At 46.4% G+C, this 19,015-nt stretch carries 17 protein-coding genes; 1 reads left to right on the top strand and 16 read right to left on the bottom strand.

The window, feature by feature from the left end; genetic code table 11:
* Window positions 1-165: 165 nt before the first annotated feature.
* Both EV213_RS04185 and EV213_RS04180 read right to left on the bottom strand, forming a co-directional pair.
* A complete protein-coding gene (locus tag EV213_RS04185) occupies window positions 166-498 on the bottom strand; it encodes a HepT-like ribonuclease domain-containing protein (protein ID WP_133579231.1) in 333 nt (110 codons plus the stop codon).
* On the bottom strand, window positions 495-785 hold the full coding sequence (locus tag EV213_RS04180; RefSeq protein ID WP_133579230.1) for a nucleotidyltransferase family protein: 291 nt from the start codon (window positions 783-785) through the stop codon (window positions 495-497). The genes EV213_RS04185 and EV213_RS04180 overlap by 4 nt, the downstream gene beginning before the upstream one ends.
* Before the next feature lie 689 nt (window positions 786-1,474).
* Between EV213_RS04180 and EV213_RS04175 the strand changes: the two genes are divergently transcribed.
* Window positions 1,475-2,083 carry a hypothetical protein gene (locus tag EV213_RS04175; protein ID WP_133579229.1) on the top strand — a complete coding sequence of 203 codons (609 nt, stop codon included), beginning with the start codon at window positions 1,475-1,477 and terminating at the stop codon, window positions 2,081-2,083.
* 72 nt (window positions 2,084-2,155) lie between these two features.
* On the opposite strand, the gene pyrE is transcribed toward EV213_RS04175, so the two are convergent.
* The 14 genes from pyrE to EV213_RS04105 form a co-directional block, all read right to left on the bottom strand.
* The gene (gene pyrE / locus EV213_RS04170) at window positions 2,156-2,788 is read right to left on the bottom strand and encodes an orotate phosphoribosyltransferase (protein ID WP_133579228.1); all 633 of its coding nucleotides are present in this window, start codon (window positions 2,786-2,788) and stop codon (window positions 2,156-2,158) included.
* Window positions 2,789-2,790: 2 nt separating this feature from the next.
* The gene (gene pyrF, locus EV213_RS04165; RefSeq protein WP_133579299.1) at window positions 2,791-3,495 is read right to left on the bottom strand and encodes an orotidine-5'-phosphate decarboxylase; all 705 of its coding nucleotides are present in this window, start codon (window positions 3,493-3,495) and stop codon (window positions 2,791-2,793) included.
* A complete protein-coding gene (locus EV213_RS04160) occupies window positions 3,467-4,405 on the bottom strand; it encodes a dihydroorotate dehydrogenase (RefSeq protein WP_133579227.1) in 939 nt (312 codons plus the stop codon). Before EV213_RS04160 ends, pyrF begins: the two co-directional genes overlap by 29 nt.
* The gene (locus tag EV213_RS04155) at window positions 4,405-5,175 is read right to left on the bottom strand and encodes a dihydroorotate dehydrogenase electron transfer subunit (RefSeq protein ID WP_133579226.1); all 771 of its coding nucleotides are present in this window, start codon (window positions 5,173-5,175) and stop codon (window positions 4,405-4,407) included. The genes EV213_RS04160 and EV213_RS04155 overlap by 1 nt, the downstream gene beginning before the upstream one ends.
* Window positions 5,172-8,384 (bottom strand): carbamoyl-phosphate synthase large subunit, encoded by a 3,213-nt coding sequence (gene carB, locus EV213_RS04150; RefSeq protein ID WP_133579225.1) that lies wholly within the window; start codon window positions 8,382-8,384, stop codon window positions 5,172-5,174. The genes EV213_RS04155 and carB overlap by 4 nt, the downstream gene beginning before the upstream one ends.
* A complete protein-coding gene (locus EV213_RS04145; protein ID WP_133579224.1) occupies window positions 8,368-9,465 on the bottom strand; it encodes a carbamoyl phosphate synthase small subunit in 1,098 nt (365 codons plus the stop codon). The genes carB and EV213_RS04145 overlap by 17 nt, the downstream gene beginning before the upstream one ends.
* The gene (locus tag EV213_RS04140) at window positions 9,462-10,745 is read right to left on the bottom strand and encodes a dihydroorotase (protein WP_133579223.1); all 1,284 of its coding nucleotides are present in this window, start codon (window positions 10,743-10,745) and stop codon (window positions 9,462-9,464) included. The genes EV213_RS04145 and EV213_RS04140 overlap by 4 nt, the downstream gene beginning before the upstream one ends.
* Window positions 10,702-11,640: an aspartate carbamoyltransferase catalytic subunit gene (locus EV213_RS04135; RefSeq protein WP_133579222.1), complete on the bottom strand. Its 939-nt coding sequence runs from the start codon at window positions 11,638-11,640 to the stop codon at window positions 10,702-10,704. Before EV213_RS04135 ends, EV213_RS04140 begins: the two co-directional genes overlap by 44 nt.
* A gap of 40 nt (window positions 11,641-11,680) precedes the next feature.
* A complete protein-coding gene (locus EV213_RS04130; RefSeq protein ID WP_133579221.1) occupies window positions 11,681-12,979 on the bottom strand; it encodes a uracil-xanthine permease family protein in 1,299 nt (432 codons plus the stop codon).
* 140 nt (window positions 12,980-13,119) lie between these two features.
* A complete protein-coding gene (pyrR, locus tag EV213_RS04125) occupies window positions 13,120-13,662 on the bottom strand; it encodes a bifunctional pyr operon transcriptional regulator/uracil phosphoribosyltransferase PyrR (protein ID WP_133579220.1) in 543 nt (180 codons plus the stop codon).
* Between the two features lie 251 nt (window positions 13,663-13,913).
* Window positions 13,914-14,834 (bottom strand): RluA family pseudouridine synthase, encoded by a 921-nt coding sequence (locus EV213_RS04120; RefSeq protein WP_243739982.1) that lies wholly within the window; start codon window positions 14,832-14,834, stop codon window positions 13,914-13,916.
* 3 nt (window positions 14,835-14,837) lie between these two features.
* Window positions 14,838-15,305: a signal peptidase II gene (gene lspA / locus EV213_RS04115; protein ID WP_133579219.1), complete on the bottom strand. Its 468-nt coding sequence runs from the start codon at window positions 15,303-15,305 to the stop codon at window positions 14,838-14,840.
* A gap of 50 nt (window positions 15,306-15,355) precedes the next feature.
* Complete coding sequence (gene ileS, locus EV213_RS04110) at window positions 15,356-18,127, bottom strand: isoleucine--tRNA ligase (protein ID WP_133579218.1); 2,772 nt, start codon at window positions 18,125-18,127, stop codon at window positions 15,356-15,358.
* Window positions 18,128-18,497: 370 nt separating this feature from the next.
* Window positions 18,498-18,998, bottom strand: a complete 501-nt coding sequence (locus tag EV213_RS04105) for a DivIVA domain-containing protein (RefSeq protein WP_133579217.1) — start codon at window positions 18,996-18,998, stop codon at window positions 18,498-18,500.
* Window positions 18,999-19,015: the final 17 nt, after the last annotated feature.

Here is a 19,015-nt window from a genome sequence, read left to right as displayed (position 1 = left end):
GAGTGAAAGCGAGCCATACGCTCGCTTTCACCCCGGGCTACAAATGCTACACTAGATTCAGGCTGAATGAAAACGTTTGTCTTTCAATGCGCAGCAATAACGAAAGCGAGAGGTTGTCATCAGCCTGCTTTCTTTACCCCATGAAATAAACTCAACGAACAATGATCACCATTCAATTATTATCTTTTGTACCTGTTTTTTAAGTTTTGGCAATTCTTTTTCAATAACTCCCCATACCGTTCGCAAATCAACTCCAAAATAATCATGAATTAAAATATCCCTTAATCCTGCCATTTCTCGCCATGGAATATGATCATGCTTCTTTCTGAACTCTCCTGAAAGTTGCTTTGTCGCCTCACCGATAATTTCCAAATTTCGAATGACAGCATCTTGAATCAATCTGGATTGAAAAAAGCTGTTTTTTCCGTCTGAACAATAAGATTCAATCTGATTCAAGCTGTCTAATATATGGGACACATACAATTTGTTGTCTTTCATAAATCTACAGCCTCATCCAATACTGAACCACGTATGGTTTGGTGTAAAGCGTGCTCAGAGACAACATCTATTCTTTTTCCTAAAAGATCTTCAACGGATTGTTTGAATCGAATAACATCAAATAATGTACATCCGTCTTCGATGTCAACTAATAAATCGATATCACTTTCATTATGATCTTCCCCTCGGGCTGTTGAACCAAATAAACGAACATTTACAATTCCATTCTCCTTAGCAAACGATAAAACTTCATGCCTATGATTGCTTAATAGTTGATGACCATTCATTTAATTCACCTCTCATTTAGTTTATTATCAATCAATTCAACGATCATATCAAGAAACATTATTTAAGGAGTAAATCTCGATTCTGTCATCGAATTCAAGTAATAATATGACAGTGGAATTAAACCGGGAAGATGGTTCTCTGCCGGTGGATACAAACGAATGGAGAAGGATATTGCCTATCTTAATTTGGCTACAACGATGTATTTCAAAAACGCATTATATTTTTAATTAGACACCTTTCGCAGAGTAAAAATCACATTAACGCTTGCTGTACCCGAGCGGAAGCAAGGAGAGATAGATCGATTGACATCTTGAGAACAACTCCTGATGTATTCAGTAACTATAAAGGTGTCAATGCTCACAATCCTGTTTTATATAAAGATCGACTTTTCGTAACTAAGCAGATAACGAGATAAGTCCCTTTTTAATTCATGTCATAAAAAAATGAATGTATCATGAAAAGCAGCCATTAGCGAGACGCCAGCGGCAAAAAAATCACGACGAGGTCTTATCGAATCGATAATGCACTTGTGCCCTTAAGGGTGGAAGCGAGCGTATGGCAGCTTGTATAAAAAGCAACCCCAACACAATTATAGGTTTTGCCTCAACTATAAGCGTGTCTGCTAAATGTACGTGTAAGGTGCGAAAATTGAGTTTTTATTAAACTAATTTTAAAGGAGTGATACGAAATGAGGTTTTTCATTAATAACTTTCATGTTTTACTAAGTTTACTATTCATCCTGTCCGCATGTTCTGGAGTCTCTGGCTCCAACCAAAGCAGTTCACAACCGGAACATCTTGAGCCGCTTGTAGAAAACATCTACACGCAAAATTCCTTTGTTTTTCAAGGCTTCGATTGGTTAACGTCCTCCGATGAAATTGCTGAACATGAAAATTTACAAGGAACCCCACTTGATGATGCAGACCGTTATGTTGTTGAAGGTGAATTTCCTTTGTATGAGAACATCAAGCAAAATATGATCTACACCTTCGAGGATCACCAACTTGTGTCTGGTAGGTACGTGTTTTCAACAGCCAACCCAGATACGTTCGACCAACTCGCGGAATACATTGAACAAATCCTTTCCTCTGCATTACCCGGGCCTACATCTACCGAATCCGAGCCTCTAAATCATCATACAGCCATGAAAGACAATCACATTGAAATTCGCTGGGAGGCCGAGGATACCAGTACTTTAGTGGTAAATGTTGACCAGTACTCAGAAGGAGGAAGCTACTTCCTCTCCCTTACACTCGGCTCTCCAATGCCTGAAGTCAAAAGTTTAAAAGAAAACTGATGAGGCACGTCACGTAGACAAAAAGGATGACCCGCGTCCCTTTACGCAGGTCATCCTTTTCGTATTGTCGCTTTACAGCTGCCAGTCTTCTTTTTCGGGTTTTTGCACCCAGGCGAGCACTGCCTCAGCTTCTTTCTCCTCAAGTCCACGTTCCTTTGCCAATTCAAGCAAGGCCGAAATGGAGGACAAGGAAATGGCTTTCGTGTTAGCTGTTTGTAGCTGGCGCTCACATTCCTGCATCTGGTATGTGAAAATTGAGGCGATCCCAACGACTTCTGCGCCTTCTTCTCTCAAGGCGGCAACGGCACTTATCGCGCTGCGTCCAGTCGAAAGCAAATCCTCAATAACCACCACTTTTTGACCCTTTTGAATCACGCCTTCAATAAGCGAACCTGTGCCGTGTGCTTTTGCTTTGCCACGGACATACACCATTGGGCAGTCGAGCAGCTCACTCACCCAAGCGGCATGCGGAATCCCGGCTGTTGCGGTTCCTGCAACGACATCGACGTCGCCAAAAGCTTCGACAATGGACGCTTTTAGCTTACTTGCAATCGAACGACGGATCGTCGGGTAACTAATCAGCAAACGGTTGTCACAATAAATCGGCGACTTCAAGCCTGATGACCACGTAAACGGGGCTTTCGGCTGGATCGCAACGGCGCCGATATCGAGTAATGCGTTCGCTACGTCTTTTTCATACGTCATCGTCAGGCACTCTCCCATTCTCTTACAATCGATTGATAAACGTCGTACGGCTGCGCCTTTTTGGTAATGCTTCGACCGACCACAATCGCCGTGCTGCCTGCCTCTCTAGCTTCGGCTGGTGTCATCACGCGTTTTTGATCATTAGCCGCATCACCGGCAAGTCGAATGCCAGGAGTAACCGACCAAAAATCAGGACCAAAGGTTTGGCGAATATCGGCTGCCTCATGTGCCGAGCACACAATACCATCAAGTCCACTTTCGTTTGCGGACTTAGCAAAGTGATGAACGGCTTCCTTTACTGTTCCTTGCCAGCCAAGCTGCGTTTGCAGCATATGCTCATTTGTACTCGTGAGTACTGTCACGCCAACACAACGTGGGCGAACGCCGCTGGCCCCTTCCTCAAGTCCAGCAACGGCGGCCTTCATCATTTCTGTTCCACCAGCTGTATGAATGGTTACAAGATCAACGTCAAGTCCGCTAATTTGACGCATCGCTCTCTGAACGGTTGTTGGAATGTCATGGAGCTTTAAATCCAAAAAGATCGAATGGCCTGCCGCCTTTAACTCACGAACGAGCTCTGGCCCCTCTTTATAAAACAATTCCATGCCAACCTTAAGCCATACCGGCTGATCACCGAAAGGGTGTAAAAATTGGCGAACTTCTTTTTTATCAGGGAAATCAAGTGCGATGATGACGGGCTTCAGCAAGGCTTTTCCAGCTCCTTCCTTGAATGTCTTCAATACGCTCAGCCCCAACTTGTGTCAATGCTTCTGGGAGGGCTGCAATCAACTCTGGGCAAACGAAAGGGTTCACAAAATTCGCTGTTCCTATCGCCACTGCGCTGGCACCTGCGGAAATAAAATCAATCACATCCTGTACCGTCTCGATACCGCCCATGCCAATTACCGGAATAGACACGGCCTGAGACACTTCATACACCATGCGGAGAGCAACTGGCTTAATCGCCGGGCCGGATAAACCTCCTGTATGGTTTGCAAGTACAGGTCGACCACTTTTTTCATCAAGGCGCATGCCTAAGAGTGTATTGATTAACGTCAGTCCTGCGGCCCCTGCGTTTTCGACGGCCTTGGCAACGGCGACGACGTCAGCGGTGTTTGGCGAGAGCTTTACATAGACAGGAACGTTTGACGCTTTGACGACGGCAGAAGTCAACGATGCTGCAAGCTCTGGCACCGTACCAAACGCAATGCCCCCTTCTTTCACATTTGGACAGGAGATGTTTAGCTCGAGGGCATCCACATGAGGAGACGTTGACAGTTTTTTGGCAACCTCTACATAATCCTCTTCGGTTTTCCCTGCAATATTGGCAATGATTGGAACGTCGTATTGTGAAAGCCATGGCAATTCTTCATTAAACACCTTGTCTAAACCTGGGTTTTGCAGGCCGATCGCATTGAGCATGCCGGATGCCGTTTCTGCAACACGGGGTGTTTCATTTCCAAATCTAGCCTCTGGTGTCGTCGCCTTGATCATGATTGCACCTAGCTCTGACAAAGAATAGAAACGAGAATATTCCTTCCCAAACCCAAAGCAGCCAGATGCTGGCATGATCGGATTTTTCAGTTCAAGCCCAGGCAGGCTTACGGAAATATCCATTAAAGCACCACCTCTCCTGCACGAAAAACTGGGCCGTCTGTGCAGATTTTTTTATACGCCGTGTCGCTCTCATTCGTGCGGCATACGCAGGCGAGACATGCGCCGACACCACAACCCATTCGTTCTTCTAAAGACACGTAGAGTTCGTCGTCTTGGCATGCCACCTCCAACGCTCTTAGCATCGGCAAAGGTCCGCAGGCATACACACGATCAGGCTTCCCATAATGACTCAACGCGTCTGTGACAAAGCCTTTTTGCCCACGGGACCCGTCCACCGTTGTCACCGTTGTCGGACCAAGCGTCGCAAACGCCTCCTCGTAAAACACCGACCGAGCGCTGTCAAACCCGAGAATATGGGACACTTTAACGCCACGTTTCGTAAGCTCTTTGGACAAATAATACATTGGTGGAACGCCAACGCCTCCGCCAATTAAAAGCGCGGATGCGTTCGACTTCATTTCTGGATCAAACCCTTGCCCTAACGGACCTAGTACATCAACCTTTGCCCCCGGCTGAAGGGCAGCAAGAGCCTTCGTTCCCGCTCCTTGTGCGCGATAAATAATCGTTAGCCGCTGTGATGCTAAGTCAACATCACAGAGCGAGATAGGACGGCGCAGGAGCGGCACTGAGCCCTCCTGAACCTTTACATGAATAAATTGACCTGGCGATGTCATTTGCGAAACAAGCTCACCTTCAAGCACGGCCTCATACACATTGGCAGCTATCTCATTTTGCTGAACGAGGGTAAGCAGCTGCTTTTGGATGCTCATAGAAGGTTGGCCTCCTTCAGCTGAGCAAACGATGGCATTGGTTGCGCTTGGAAGCTCATCGATTCCAAGACACGTAAAATGGCTGTTGTTGTATCGAGTGATGTCAAACAGGCGACACCGTTTTCGACTGCCTCACGACGAATTCTGAAACCATCACGCGCGGGTTGCTTGCCTTTTGTCAACGTATTAACAACAAAGTGCGTTTTGCCACTGCGAATGACATCAATTAGTGTTTCACCGCTCCCGCCGATTTTTTCTACCACACCAACATGAATGCCCTGCTCTTTTAACTCTCCGGCTGTGCCTTCTGTCGCAAGAACATTGAAGCCAATTTGTTGAAAGCGTCGAACGATCGGCACAGCTTCTTCTTTGTCCTTGTCGGCAATCGTAAACAAGATCGTTCCATAGGCTGGAACATTCATGCCTGAAGCGATCAAGCCCTTGTAAAGAGCTTTCTCAAGCGTTTGATCATGCCCCATGACTTCTCCTGTTGATTTCATTTCTGGACCTAACGTAATATCGACCCGGCGAAGTTTTGCGAAAGAGAATACTGGAACTTTCACATAAACCCCCTCCGCCAATGGTTGAATCCCTGTTTGGTAGCCCCATTGTGCCAGCTTTTGGCCAAGGATGACCTTTGTGGCTATATTGGCCATTGGCACGCCTGTAATCTTACTCAAAAACGGCACCGTGCGGCTAGACCTCGGATTGACCTCAAGCACAAACACCTTATCCTTATGGATGACAAACTGAATGTTTAACAATCCAATGATCCCTAAGCCTTTTGCAAGGGCAATCGTCTGCGTCTCAATTTCTTTCAAGGCTACTTCATTTAGGCTTTGAGGTGGATACACCGCGATGGAATCCCCACTGTGGACACCCGCTCGCTCGATATGTTCTAAAATACCTGGAATGACGACATTTTCACCGTCACAAATGGCATCCACTTCGATTTCTTTCCCTGTTAGATAGCGGTCAATCAATACAGGGTGGTCACGGCTAACACGCACAGCGTTTTTCATATAGCGCAGCAACTCAGATTCTTCGTAGATAATCTCCATTGCACGTCCACCAAGCACATAGGAAGGACGAAGGAGCACAGGATAACCGATGCCCGAAGCTGCTTCAATGGCTTCATCGACAGACGTGACCGTTGTTCCATCAGGCTGGGCAATCTGTAGTTCTTTCATCGCCTGTTCGAAACGATCTCTGTCCTCCGCACGGTCCATATTATCCAACGACGTTCCTAAAATCGTTACGCCTCGCTCGGCTAAACCTTCAGCAAGATTAATGGCGGTTTGTCCACCAAACTGGACGATGACCCCTTGTGGCTTTTCAAGATCGACAATGTGCATCACATCTTCAACGGTCAACGGTTCAAAATAAAGTTTGTCCGAGATGCTGAAATCGGTGGACACTGTCTCAGGATTGTTGTTGACAATAATGGATTCATAGCCGGCTTCCTTGATCGCCGTGACACAGTGAACCGTAGCGTAGTCAAACTCAATTCCTTGACCAATTCGAATCGGTCCTGAGCCTAACACCATAATGGATGGTCGCTCTGTGACAATGGACTCGTTTTCTTCCTCATATGTCCCATAATAATATGGTGTTGTTGATTCAAATTCTGCCGCACAGGTGTCGACCATTTTGTAAACTGGCTTGATGATGTTCGCTTGACGAAGGTCATTGACTTCCGCCTCTGACATGTTCCATGCACGAGCAATGGTTTTATCTGAGAAGCCTTTTTCTTTAGCCAATTGGAGCATTTCAATGTCATTCACAGCGCCTGACAAGGCTTTTTCAAACGACACCAAACCAGCGAGCTTGTGAAGGAAGAAAAAATCCACCTTTGTTAACCGATGAAGGTCATTGATCGACCAATCGCGTCGCAATGCCTCGGCAAAGAGGAACAAACGCTCATCGTCTGCCTCAACGATACGCCTGCGAATTTCCGAATCCTCCACCTCACGGAACGAATCGTGTAGAAGCTCGTCGACATCGGTTTCAAGGCTGCGAATCGCCTTCTGCAACGATTCCTCAAAGCTACGGCCAATTGCCATAACTTCCCCTGTCGCTTTCATTTGTGTACCAAGCTTGCGGTTCGCCGATTCAAATTTATCAAATGGCCAGCGAGGAATTTTTGTGACGATATAATCAAGCGCAGGCTCAAAGCAAGCAAACGTCTTCCCCGTTACCGGATTTTTCATCTCTGCTAGGCTTAACCCAACAGCGATTTTCGCCGCAAGCTTCGCAATCGGATAGCCTGTTGCTTTTGATGCTAAGGCAGACGAACGACTGACGCGTGGATTTACTTCAATGACATAATATTGAAAGCTGTCTGGATCAAGGGCAAGCTGTACGTTACAACCTCCCTCAATTTCAAGGGCACGAATAATGTTCAAAGATACATTTCGAAGCAACTGGTATTCTCTATCACTTAGCGTTTGGCTAGGTGCAACAACGATTGAATCGCCTGTGTGCACGCCCACAGGATCAAAGTTTTCCATGTTACAAACGACGATCGCCTGACCTTCGCTATCTCTCATCACTTCATATTCAACTTCTTTTAATCCGGCAATGCTTTTTTCAATGAGACATTGTGTGACAGGGCTGTACTTTAAACCGCTTTGTACGATTTCGTCCAACTCTTCTGCATCCTTACAAATGCCTCCTCCTGTTCCGCCAAGTGTGTAGGCAGGACGAACGATGACAGGAAAACCAATTTTAGCGGCAAATGAACGAGCTTCCTCGAGTGTATGAATGATGTCACTTTCAGGAACAGGCTCGTTCAACTCATTCATGAGCTGACGGAATAAGTCCCGGTCTTCAGCTTTTTGAATGGCTGATAGCTTTGTTCCAAGGATTTCAACACCGCACTCCTCAAGCACCCCATCATTGTAAAGCTCAACCGCTAAATTCAAGCCAGTCTGTCCACCTAAAGTTGGAAGCAATGCATCAGGGCGTTCCTTACGAATAATCTTCGCAACAAACTCTAGCGTTAATGGTTCGATATAAACCGCATCTGCCGTTGTTGTATCTGTCATAATTGTTGCTGGATTTGAGTTCACTAGGACGACTTCATAGCCTTCCTCTTTTAGTGCTTGGCAAGCCTGTGTGCCTGCATAATCAAATTCAGCCGCTTGTCCAATAATGATTGGACCTGACCCGATAACGAGAATTTTTTTAATGTCAGTACGCTTTGACATGAGATGTCTCCTCCTTATGAGTCTGTATCATTTCCATAAACGTTTCAAACAGATGGTTGGCGTCCTCTGGGCCAGGTGAGGCTTCTGGATGGTACTGCACAGAGAAGGCACGTTCGTGTTTGTGACGAAGCCCTTCAATCGTTCCATCATTTAGAGCACGATGGGTAACCTCAATATTTAGACCATCGAGTGAAGATTCTTCAACGGTATAGCCATGGTTTTGCGATGTAATGTCAACTTTGCCCGTTTTTAAGTCTTGGACTGGATGATTTGATCCACGATGACCAAATTTCATTTTTGTCGTCCGTGCACCTGCGGCAAGAGCGAACAATTGATGGCCTAAACAAATTCCAAAGAGAGGGACTTTGCCAATCAAAGCTTTAACCGTTTCAACAGCTTCGGGCACATCCTCCGGGTTGCCTGGACCGTTGGAGAGCATCACCCCATCAGGATGCAATCGTAGCACTTCCTCAACCGTCGCGTTAAAAGGAACGACGACAACGTCACAGCCCCGTGCAGTAAGTTCTCGTAAAATGCCGTGCTTCATTCCATAATCAATTAGAACGACCCGATCGCCACGACCTGGTGCACTATAGGAAGAACGTGTTGACACTTCGCGTACTTGCTTTGTCGGTAGAGGCGTCTCTTTAAGCAAAGCCATACCATCCTCTACGGATGTCTCCAATGGACAAATCATGCCTTTTAATGTTCCATGTTGGCGAATTAAACGTGTAAGACGTCGGGTATCAATACCACTTAACCCCGGGATGCTTTTGGCTTTTAAAAAGGAATCTAACGTTTCCTCATTACGCCAATTCGACGGATGAAGCGCAGCCTCTTTTACGATCAACGCTCCGACCGACGGAGAAATGGATTCAAAATCATCACGATTTATGCCGTAATTTCCGATTAATGGGTAGGTGAGTGTTACAAGCTGTGCACAATAGGATGGGTCCGACAGAATTTCCTGATAGCCTGTCATTCCTGTATTAAATACGACTTCGCCGACAATATCCCTTTGATCGCCAAACGCTTCACCGATAAACACTGATCCATCTTCTAGCAACAATTGTTTCTTCATCTTTGATCGTCCTCTCTCCACACGATTTGTCCGTTGACCATCGTGGCAACTGGCCAGCCTTGACATGTCCAGTCTTGAAATGGTGTGTTTTTCCCTTTTGAAGCAAAAGCAGTTGTATCAATGTCGGTCACCTTTTCGACATCAACGAGCGTCAGATCAGCTACAGCACCAACATTGATCGTTCCAGCATCTAATTGGAACAGCTCTGCTGGCTTCGTAGACAGCCAGTGAACGAGTTGAGCGAGCGATGCCTTCCCTGTTTTCACAAGGTGCGTGTAGAGCAGCGGGAACGCTGTCTCCAGACCAACGATGCCAAACGGTGCGTGATGAAGATCATTCGCCTTTTCTTCCTCTGTATGAGGTGCGTGATCTGTAGCAATGATGTCGATCGTGCCATCCAGTAGCCCTTCCCATAGTGCGTCTTGGTCTGCCTTAGCACGTAACGGTGGATTCATTTTGTACTGTGGATCCACGCCAGGGATGTCGTCCTCACAGAGCAGCAAATGGTGTGGCGTGACCTCAGCTGTTACACGAATACCCGCTTTTTTAGCATCACGAACGACGCGGACAGATTCCTTCGTTGAAATATGGCACACATGATAATGACAATTGGCTGCTTCAGCAAGCAGCACGTCGCGCGCAATATGCACAGCCTCCGAAATGGAAGAAATTCCGGACAACCCTAGCTCGGCTGCTTTTTTTCCATCATGGAAGGAACCGCCATTCAATAATGTGTTGTCTTCACAATGAGCAACGATCGCCTTACCTGCCGCAGACGCTGCCTTCATTGCTTTTAGCATTTGACCCGCACTTTGTACCCCGACGCCATCATCTGTGAAAGCAAAGGCACCCATCTTCGCTAGACCTTCAACATCTACTAACTCTTTTCCGGCTTGGTTTCTTGTGATCGCAGCATAAGGTAGAACCCGAACAACGCCTTTCTCCTGCATACGTCCTAGGATGCCCTCAAGTGCGTCTAACGAATCTGGCACAGGGCGCGTATTAGGCATCGCACAAATGGTTGTAAATCCGCCACGGGCTGCCGCATTTGAGCCGGTTTCAATCGTTTCCTTTTTCTCGCCACCGGGCTCGCGCAAATGTACATGGACGTCAACTAGACCTGGGAGGAGTGTACGTTCATTGCCTTCAATAATCTCATAACCATCGTTACTCGATAGTGTAGTCGCAGCAATCTTTTCAATTCGTCCCTCGGAAATAAACACGTCCACCAAATGCTCAGATGCTTGATACAGTTTGACTCGCTTGAATACGATACCCATGCGTTAATTCTCTCCTTTTGGTTTCAAGTATTGAACGTATAACAGCCATGCGCGCGTAAACACCATTTTCCATTTGTTTAAAAATGCGTGAGTTTGGCGCTTCGACAAGTGCATCAGCGAGCTCAATTCCACGATTTACTGGGGCTGGATGCATCACAATGGCAGTAGGCTTCATTGTTGCAGCGCGCTCTTCTGACAACCCGTGCTGTTCTAAGTAGTTCGTTTCAAGCAGTTGATTGTCATGACGTTCCTTTTGTACACGGAGCATCATCACAACATCGGCTTCCCTGACTGCCTGAGAAAAAGATCGATAAGGCGCGGACTGTTCTAACATCGTATCACGCCATCGTTCTGGCCCGCTAAGCATGACCTTAGCCCCTAAGCGGTGCAGCATTTGGACATTCGATCGTGCCACGCGGCTATGTCGTATATCGCCAGCGATGACAATGTTGAGGTCTTTAAACCCACCAAACTCCTGATAGATAGTCAATAGATCAAGCAGCGATTGTGTCGGATGGTCTCCACAGCCATCGCCAGCGTTGACGAGGGCACAAGAGGTTTGTTCCATCAGCGGCGCATAAAACTGCTCCCGAGGATGGCGAATCACAACAAGGTCAACGCCAATGGCTTCTAGGGTTTTAACTGTATCATACAGTGACTCCCCCTTTTCCACAGAACTGGTCGAGGCTTCAAAAGGGATAATCGATAGCCCTAGCTTTCGCTCAGCGACTTCAAAGCTACATTTTGTTCGTGTACTCGCTTCAAAAAAGAGATTGGCCACAAAGTGCTGTGGTGTTTGTAATGGATGCTTGTTTTTCGCAAATTCATCGGCACGTAAGATGAGCTCCCAAAGTTCCTCATTCCTTACATGTTGCAACGTGAGCATATGCTTCATTCATACAACCTCCCTATCCTACGACTATCGTCTAAATCACTTATGCAGCAGAATCGTCATCACTTTGTTGCTGATTGAGCGCCATTGAGCCCGCACTGACTCTCCCTGGCAAAACAAGGTTCAGCACGATTCCAGTAATCGTTGCGAGTGCCATTCCGGAAAGCTCGAACCCTTCAATTCGAATCATAGCACCGCCAACTCCAATGACGAGGATGACAGAAGAAATGACGAGGTTTCGATTTTCATTGAAGTCAATTCGATTGTCTATCAGCATGCGCAAGCCTGAGGAGGCAATGATTCCAAATAAAAGAATGGATGCCCCGCCCATCACTGCTGGTGGAATCGACGAGATTAAAGCGGATACTTTCGCTGAAAAACCAAACAAAATGGCGATAACAGCGGCTCCTCCAATCACATACACGCTGAATACCCTTGTGATCGCCAACACACCAATGTTTTCACCGTAGGTTGTGTTTGGCGGTCCACCTAAAAGGGAGGAGATCATGACAGCAATGCCATCGCCGGCAATAGAACGATGAAGGCCAGGTTTCTTTAATGTGTTACGTCCGGTGACTTTGCTTAAAACGAGCTGATGACCTGTGTGTTCAGCAAAGGTGACGACAGCAACCGGCACCATAGCAATCGCGATACCCCATTGCCAGGTCGGCGTATAAGTTACAAACGGAATTGAAAACTGCGGCACAGAGAACCATGCGGCCTCTGCGACAGGTGAAAAATCAACGATGCCCATCGCTACGGCATAAAGATAGCCACCGACCATTCCGAAAAGGACGGGGACAAGTCCAAAAATGCCTTTAAAATACATCGCAGCAATGATACAAATAAGCAGCGTCACCGCAGCGACTGAAAAATGGAGCAAACTGTATTCGCCGTTTACATTCATGGCATTACTCACGGCAGTAGGGGCTAGTCCGAGGCCAATGACCATAATGACCGGACCGACCACAATGGGTGGCAATAGTTTAAGAAGCCACTCTGTACCAAACGAAAGAATAAAAAGCGATACGATCCCGTACACTAGACCAGCCAAAAATGCGCCTAACATTGCGGCATCAATGCCTACATTGGCAATCGCCGCCGAAATTGGTTGTATAAATGCGAAGGATGACCCAAGATAAGCTGGAATTTGACCTTTAGTAATCAGGATATATGTCAGCGTACCAATACCGCTTGTAACAAGAGCCACCGCCGGATCAAGACCTGTTAAGTAGGGAACGAGAACCGTCGCCCCAACCATTGCAAATAGATGTTGAAAGGAAAAGATGAGCCACCGGTGAAGGGGTGGGCGTTCGTGAATGTCGTATGTTGGTTCTTTCATGTGAACAGGTCTCCTTTTATATCTCTTCTTACAAACAAAAACCTCCTGGCATTTTAATGAGCGCAGGAGGGGACTACACAACTCACAGTTGTGCAGTTCACCCCTTAGACGCCTCACGGGACATCGCTTAAAAGGGTCGTTTATGTTTTTTCATGAATACTCACTTGATCTTCATTGTCAACTTCGCTCAGCTCAACAACAATTTGTTCTGAAGAAGAAGTAGGGATATTTTTTCCAATGTAATCTGGACGAATTGGCAGTTCACGGTGACCGCGGTCCACTAATACAGCCAATTGAATTTGCTGAGGGCGCCCTTCATCTACAAGCGCGTCCATCGCCGCTCTTACTGTTCTGCCTGTGAAGAGCACATCGTCAATAAGGACGACCTTTTTGCCTTCAATGCCTGCCTCAATGCGAGTGCCTTTAATCAGCGGCTCATGGTCAGAGGTTTTTATCGTCAGATCATCTCGATACAACGTGATATCCACTTCACCTACTGGAGGTGCGGAACCTTCAATCTGTTCAATTCGAGCTGCCAACCGATTCGCTAAATAGATGCCTCGCGTTTTTATACCGACGAGTACGAGAGAGTCAATGCCCTTGTTTCGTTCAATGATTTCATGCGCGATTCGGGTTAACGCTCGTTGTATGGCTTGTGTATCCAATACGATCGCTTTTTTCAATGTCATCCCTCCATTTCCACACGACATCATACGTTTCTACTGTGGGCCATCGCCTCATTGTCATTGCATAGATCAGTCATGCAAAACAAAAAACCCTTTTAATCCCGCGTGAGATCAAAAGGGTTTTTGCATGCTGCAAATGATCAGAACAATAAAAGCTGTTCTGACAACCGATCCTTTCTACGTCTCACGGGACGAGTTTAAAGGCCTATTCGTATATGTCTTAAGTATAGTAGACACACCACGACTCGTCAAGACATGCTTCGCAACTTTTCGACAAGCTGTACAAACACTGCGGGTGGCGGAGCAGAGAACGAAATAAACTCTTTGCTTGTTGGATGGGTAAACCCTAGCACACCTGCATGGAGCGCCTGTCCATCACAGTCCATTGTGTTTTTCTTCCCATACTTTGGATCTCCAGCGACCGGGTGGCCGATGTAGTTCATGTGTACACGGATTTGATGCGTTCGACCTGTTTCAAGCTTACACGTCACAAGGCTATACTCTCCAAGGGCTTCAATCACTTCAAAATGAGTGATTGCTTGCTTTCCTCCAGAACTAACGATAGCCATTTTTTGTCGATCCTTTTCATCACGGCCAATCGACGCATTAATCGTGCCTGTATCATGAGAAAAAGTGCCGTGTACAATCGCTTGGTATTGTCTTTGTACACTCCGGTCTTGGAGCTGTCGGACGAGCAACTCATGTGCCTTGTCATTTTTTGCGACCATTAAAAGGCCAGATGTGTCTTTATCAAGACGGTGAACTATACCTGGTCGAAGCACACCGTTTATACCCGATAGATTTGTGCAATGAAACATTAATGCATTCACTAGCGTTCCATTAGGGTGACCTGGTGCTGGGTGAATGACCATCCCAGATGGCTTGTTCACGACGAGAACATCTTCATCCTCATAAGTGATTTCAATTGGAATATCCTCTGGCACGACATCCAGTACAACTGGCTCCGGAACGCGGATGACAATAGCATCGTTCGGCATCACTTTTTGTTTTGCCTTTGGGAAAACATCGTTTACGACGACATGCTCCCCTTCAATCCAGCCTTGGATTTGACTCCGCGAGACATCCGCCAACTGAGCAGACAGCCATTTATCAAGCCGCTCTCCCTTAGCACTGTCTTCCACAATGAATTCAATGGTTTCTTCACTCACCAATTATGCCGTCCTCTCTTTCGGCTTTTCACGAAATGATTGGATTATCATTAATATGACACCAACCACTAAAGCCGAGTCTGCGATATTAAAAATCGGGTAATTATAGTCGATTACTGGAATGAAGAAATCAAAAAAATCAACGACTTCTTTGCGAAACAATCGATCAATGAAATTGCCAATCGCTCCTCCAAGGATGAAGCCGAGGGCCAATCCAGCAAGAGGACGATGGCGGCCGTAGGTTTGCATATAATACACAACAGCGATCACGACAAGAATTGTGACGATATAGAAAAATGTCATATGCCCTTCAAGAATTCCCCAAGCCGCCCCTCGATTTCGATGAGAGGTAATGTGAAAAAAATCGCCGAGAACGGGGATGCTTTCCGTTACTTCCATATAGCGAACAACAAACCATTTTGTGACCTGATCAATGGCAATAATAAGCACTGCAAGCAGGTAATACCACATCGTTTTCATCTCCTATTCAATGCCTGGACCATCCATCCACTGCACTCGTTCTAGTCCTCGATGTCAATATCGAGCGTTTCAACAACAGCGGCACATCGAGAGCAAAGATCAGGATACGTGGCGTGCGATCCGATGGCATCTGTCACTGTCCAGCACCGTTCACAACGCTTTCCTTCTTTAGCAGTAACACGAACATCAACGAGTTCACAGGAGTGCACGCCGTTTCCTTCTAAAGCAGGCAACAACGTAACGCCTGAGACGATAAACAACTGCTCAAGGTCATCGGCTGCCTCTAGAATCGCTCTTGCTTCCTTCGTTTTAGGCGCAATGTCGACTTGCGCTTGCAAAGACTTGCCAATTACTTTCTCGTTTCGGGCATTTTCTAGTGCTTTTAAAACATCATTCCGCAGGTTCATAAATTGATCCCAATAGGCAAGATCGTCTTCATTGACTTCATTTAATAACGCCTCTGGCATATCTGATAAATGAACACTTTCTTCTTTCACAAAGCTCATATGTGACCACGCCTCGTCCATCGTGTGCGGGATGATTGGCGCCAAGAGCTTTACAATATCAATAACCGAATCATGCATTACCGTCTGAATTGCACGGCGGCGCGGATGGTTTGCCCCCTCAATGTACAATACATCCTTCGCAAAATCCATATAAAAAGCACTCAACTCAATGGAACAAAAGTGATGGATCGCTTGGTACACGGATGAGAAGTCATAGCGATCATACGCTGCTTTTACAGTTTCAATGAGCTTTTGGCGTTTTGAATGAATATAGCGATCCACGCTCTTGAGTTCATTCAAGTCAATACGATCTTGTTCAGGATTAAAATCAGCAAGGTTGCCGAGGAGGAAACGGATCGTATTACGGATTTTCCGGTACGCCTCTGCGACCTGTTTCAAAATTTCATCTGACACTCGTACGTCTGCTTGGTAATCCGATGATGCGACCCAAAGGCGTAAAATATCGGCTCCTAAACGCTTAGAAACATCGTCAGGCGAAATGGTATTGCCGAGCGATTTACTCATTTTCCGGCCCTCGCCATCCAAAGTAAACCCGTGTGAAATGACCGATTTGTAAGGGGCTTCCCCTGTCACAGCAACGGCTGTTGACAATGAGCTGTTAAACCACCCACGATACTGGTCGCTTCCTTCCAGGTAAACATCTGCTGGGCGACGTAGCTCTTCCCGCTGCTGGAGGACGCCTTGGTGTGATGAGCCTGAATCAAACCAAACATCCATAATGTCTTTTTCTCTCGTAAAGGTGCCGTTAGGGCTATGCTCAGACGCAAAGCCTGCCGGCAGCAAGTCCTTCGTTTCCCATTCAAACCAGATGTTTGACCCATGTTGACGGAACAACTCAGCCACATGCTGAATCGTTTCTTCAGTAATAATCGGTTCTTGGTTTTCGCCATAAAACACGGGAATTGGTACACCCCATGCACGTTGGCGTGAAATACACCAATCTTCACGATCACGGACCATATTATGCAACCGTGTCTCTCCCCAGCTTGGGTACCAGTTCACCTTTTTAATCGCCTGAATCATTTCATCGCGAAAGTCTTTAATGGAGGCAAACCACTGCGGTGTGGCTCTGAAAATAATTGGTTTTTTCGTCCGCCAATCATGCGGATAGGAATGTGTAAAAAACGATAGCTTTAACAGTGCGCCTTTTTCCTCAAGGAGCTCTGAGATGCCTTTATTGGCCGCATCGTAATATTGCCCTTCGAACCCTGGAGCATCATTTGTAAAATGCCCACGCTCATCGACTGGCGACAAAATATCTAGGCCATAACGCTTCCCTAGGATAAAGTCATCTTCCCCATGCCCAGGCGCTGTGTGCACACAGCCTGTACCAGCATCCGTCGTGACGTGGTCCCCAAGCATCACAAGCGAGGTGCGTTCATAAAACGGATGGCGTGCCAAAATATGCTCGAGTTCACGGCCTTTGATCGTCTGTACAATCTCCGCGTCTTCCCACTCAAGCGTTTCTTTGAGGTTGTCCAATAGGGCTTCCGCAACTAAGAACTTTCGATTGCCTTCCTTCACAACCACATACGACAGGTCTGGATGAACAGCAATCCCTAAATTCGCTGGCATCGTCCAAGGTGTTGTTGTCCAAATAACAAATTCCACATCCGACGCAAGCACGCCACGCCCGTCTTCTACCTTTAACGCTACGTAAATGGAGGCAGAGCGCTTGTCGTGGTACTCAATTTCTGCTTCAGCCAATGCTGATTCTGACGAAGGCGACCAGTAAATGGCTTTCATGTCTTTATAAATGTAGCCCTTCTTCGCCATCTCACCGAAAAGCTTGATTTGTTCTGCCTCGTAATCTTTGTGCAGCGTAATATAAGGATGATCCCAATCGGCTAAGCCGCCAAGGCGTTTAAATTGCTCACGCTGACGATCCACTTGTCCAAGCGCATACTCTTCACATTTTGCACGAAATTCAGCGACCGACATCTTTTTGCGGTCGACCTTCTTGTTTTTCGTGAGCGCCGCTTCAATTGGAAGTCCGTGCGTATCCCATCCTGGTACATAGGGGGCATGATAACCCGTCATTGATTTGTAGCGAACGATAAAGTCCTTTAATGTTTTGTTCAGGGCATGACCAAGGTGCAAATCGCCATTGGCATAAGGCGGTCCATCGTGTAGGACAAATAATGGACGGTCCTTTGTCCGCTCCATCACCTTCTCGTACATCGCCTTTTCTTCCCAATCCTTCTGGATATTTGGTTCTTTATTTGGCAAATTGGCTTTCATCGCGAAATCGGTTTTCGGCATCAATAACGTTTTTTTATAGTTCATTCCATCGCGCCCTTTCGTTTTATCTGCTGGTGTTTGGATCTGTTTTCTTTGACATACAAAAAAGCCTCCTCATCCCTAAAAGGGACGAGAAGACTCCCGCGGTACCACCCTGTTACCCTTGATCAAACGCATCAAAAGCACTCTATGCCCTTATCGCAGACGCTACGTTTTCTTCTAGCATAGGCTCTGTCGTGTCTATGATCAAAGAAAATCCTCAAAGGTGATGTCTCCATCCGATTCGATGCTAGTCTCTCAGCGAAATGACCAGCTCTCTGTAAATCGACTTTTCCAATGGAGTGCGTCCTTATCAACGATTCATATATCAACTTGTGTCGTCATTATATGTAATTCCTTGAGAAAAAGCAAGGCGTTAGGAACGACGAGCAATCAATTCTTCCTCTTCCTCAGTCGTTTCCATAAGACGATCCCAATCCTCATTGCTTATGAGATCCATTTGGGCCTCGAGCAGCATACGGAAGCGGGTGCGGTAAACCATTGCTTGTTTTTTGAGCTCTTCAATGTCAATTGTGATCTTCCGTGACTTTGCAAGGCTTTCATTAATGATGCGATCTGCGTTCTTTTCTGCCTCTTTAATGATCAGACGGCTTTCTTTATCAGCATTGCGCTTCACTTCTTCGGCCGTTTCTTGGGCAATGAGAATTGATTTGTTTAACGTCTCTTCAATGTTGGAAAAGTGCTTTAAGCGTTCAGTGAGCTCATCTACCTTTTGTTCTAGCGTTTTCTTTTCTCGGATGACAAGCTCAAAATCTTTAATGATTTGGTCTAAGTATTCATTGACTTCATCCTCATGAAAACCGCGCATGCGTCGGCTGAAGACTTTGTTGTGAATGTCTAATGGGGTTAAGGACAAGAAAAACACTCCCTTCG

Origin of the sequence: Aureibacillus halotolerans, from assembly GCF_004363045.1 — a bacterium.
Taxonomy (GTDB): domain Bacteria; phylum Bacillota; class Bacilli; order Bacillales; family DSM-28697; genus Aureibacillus; species Aureibacillus halotolerans.
The sequence above is the reverse complement of the archived record's forward strand: the minus strand, read 5'-3'. Positions and strand labels throughout refer to the sequence as shown.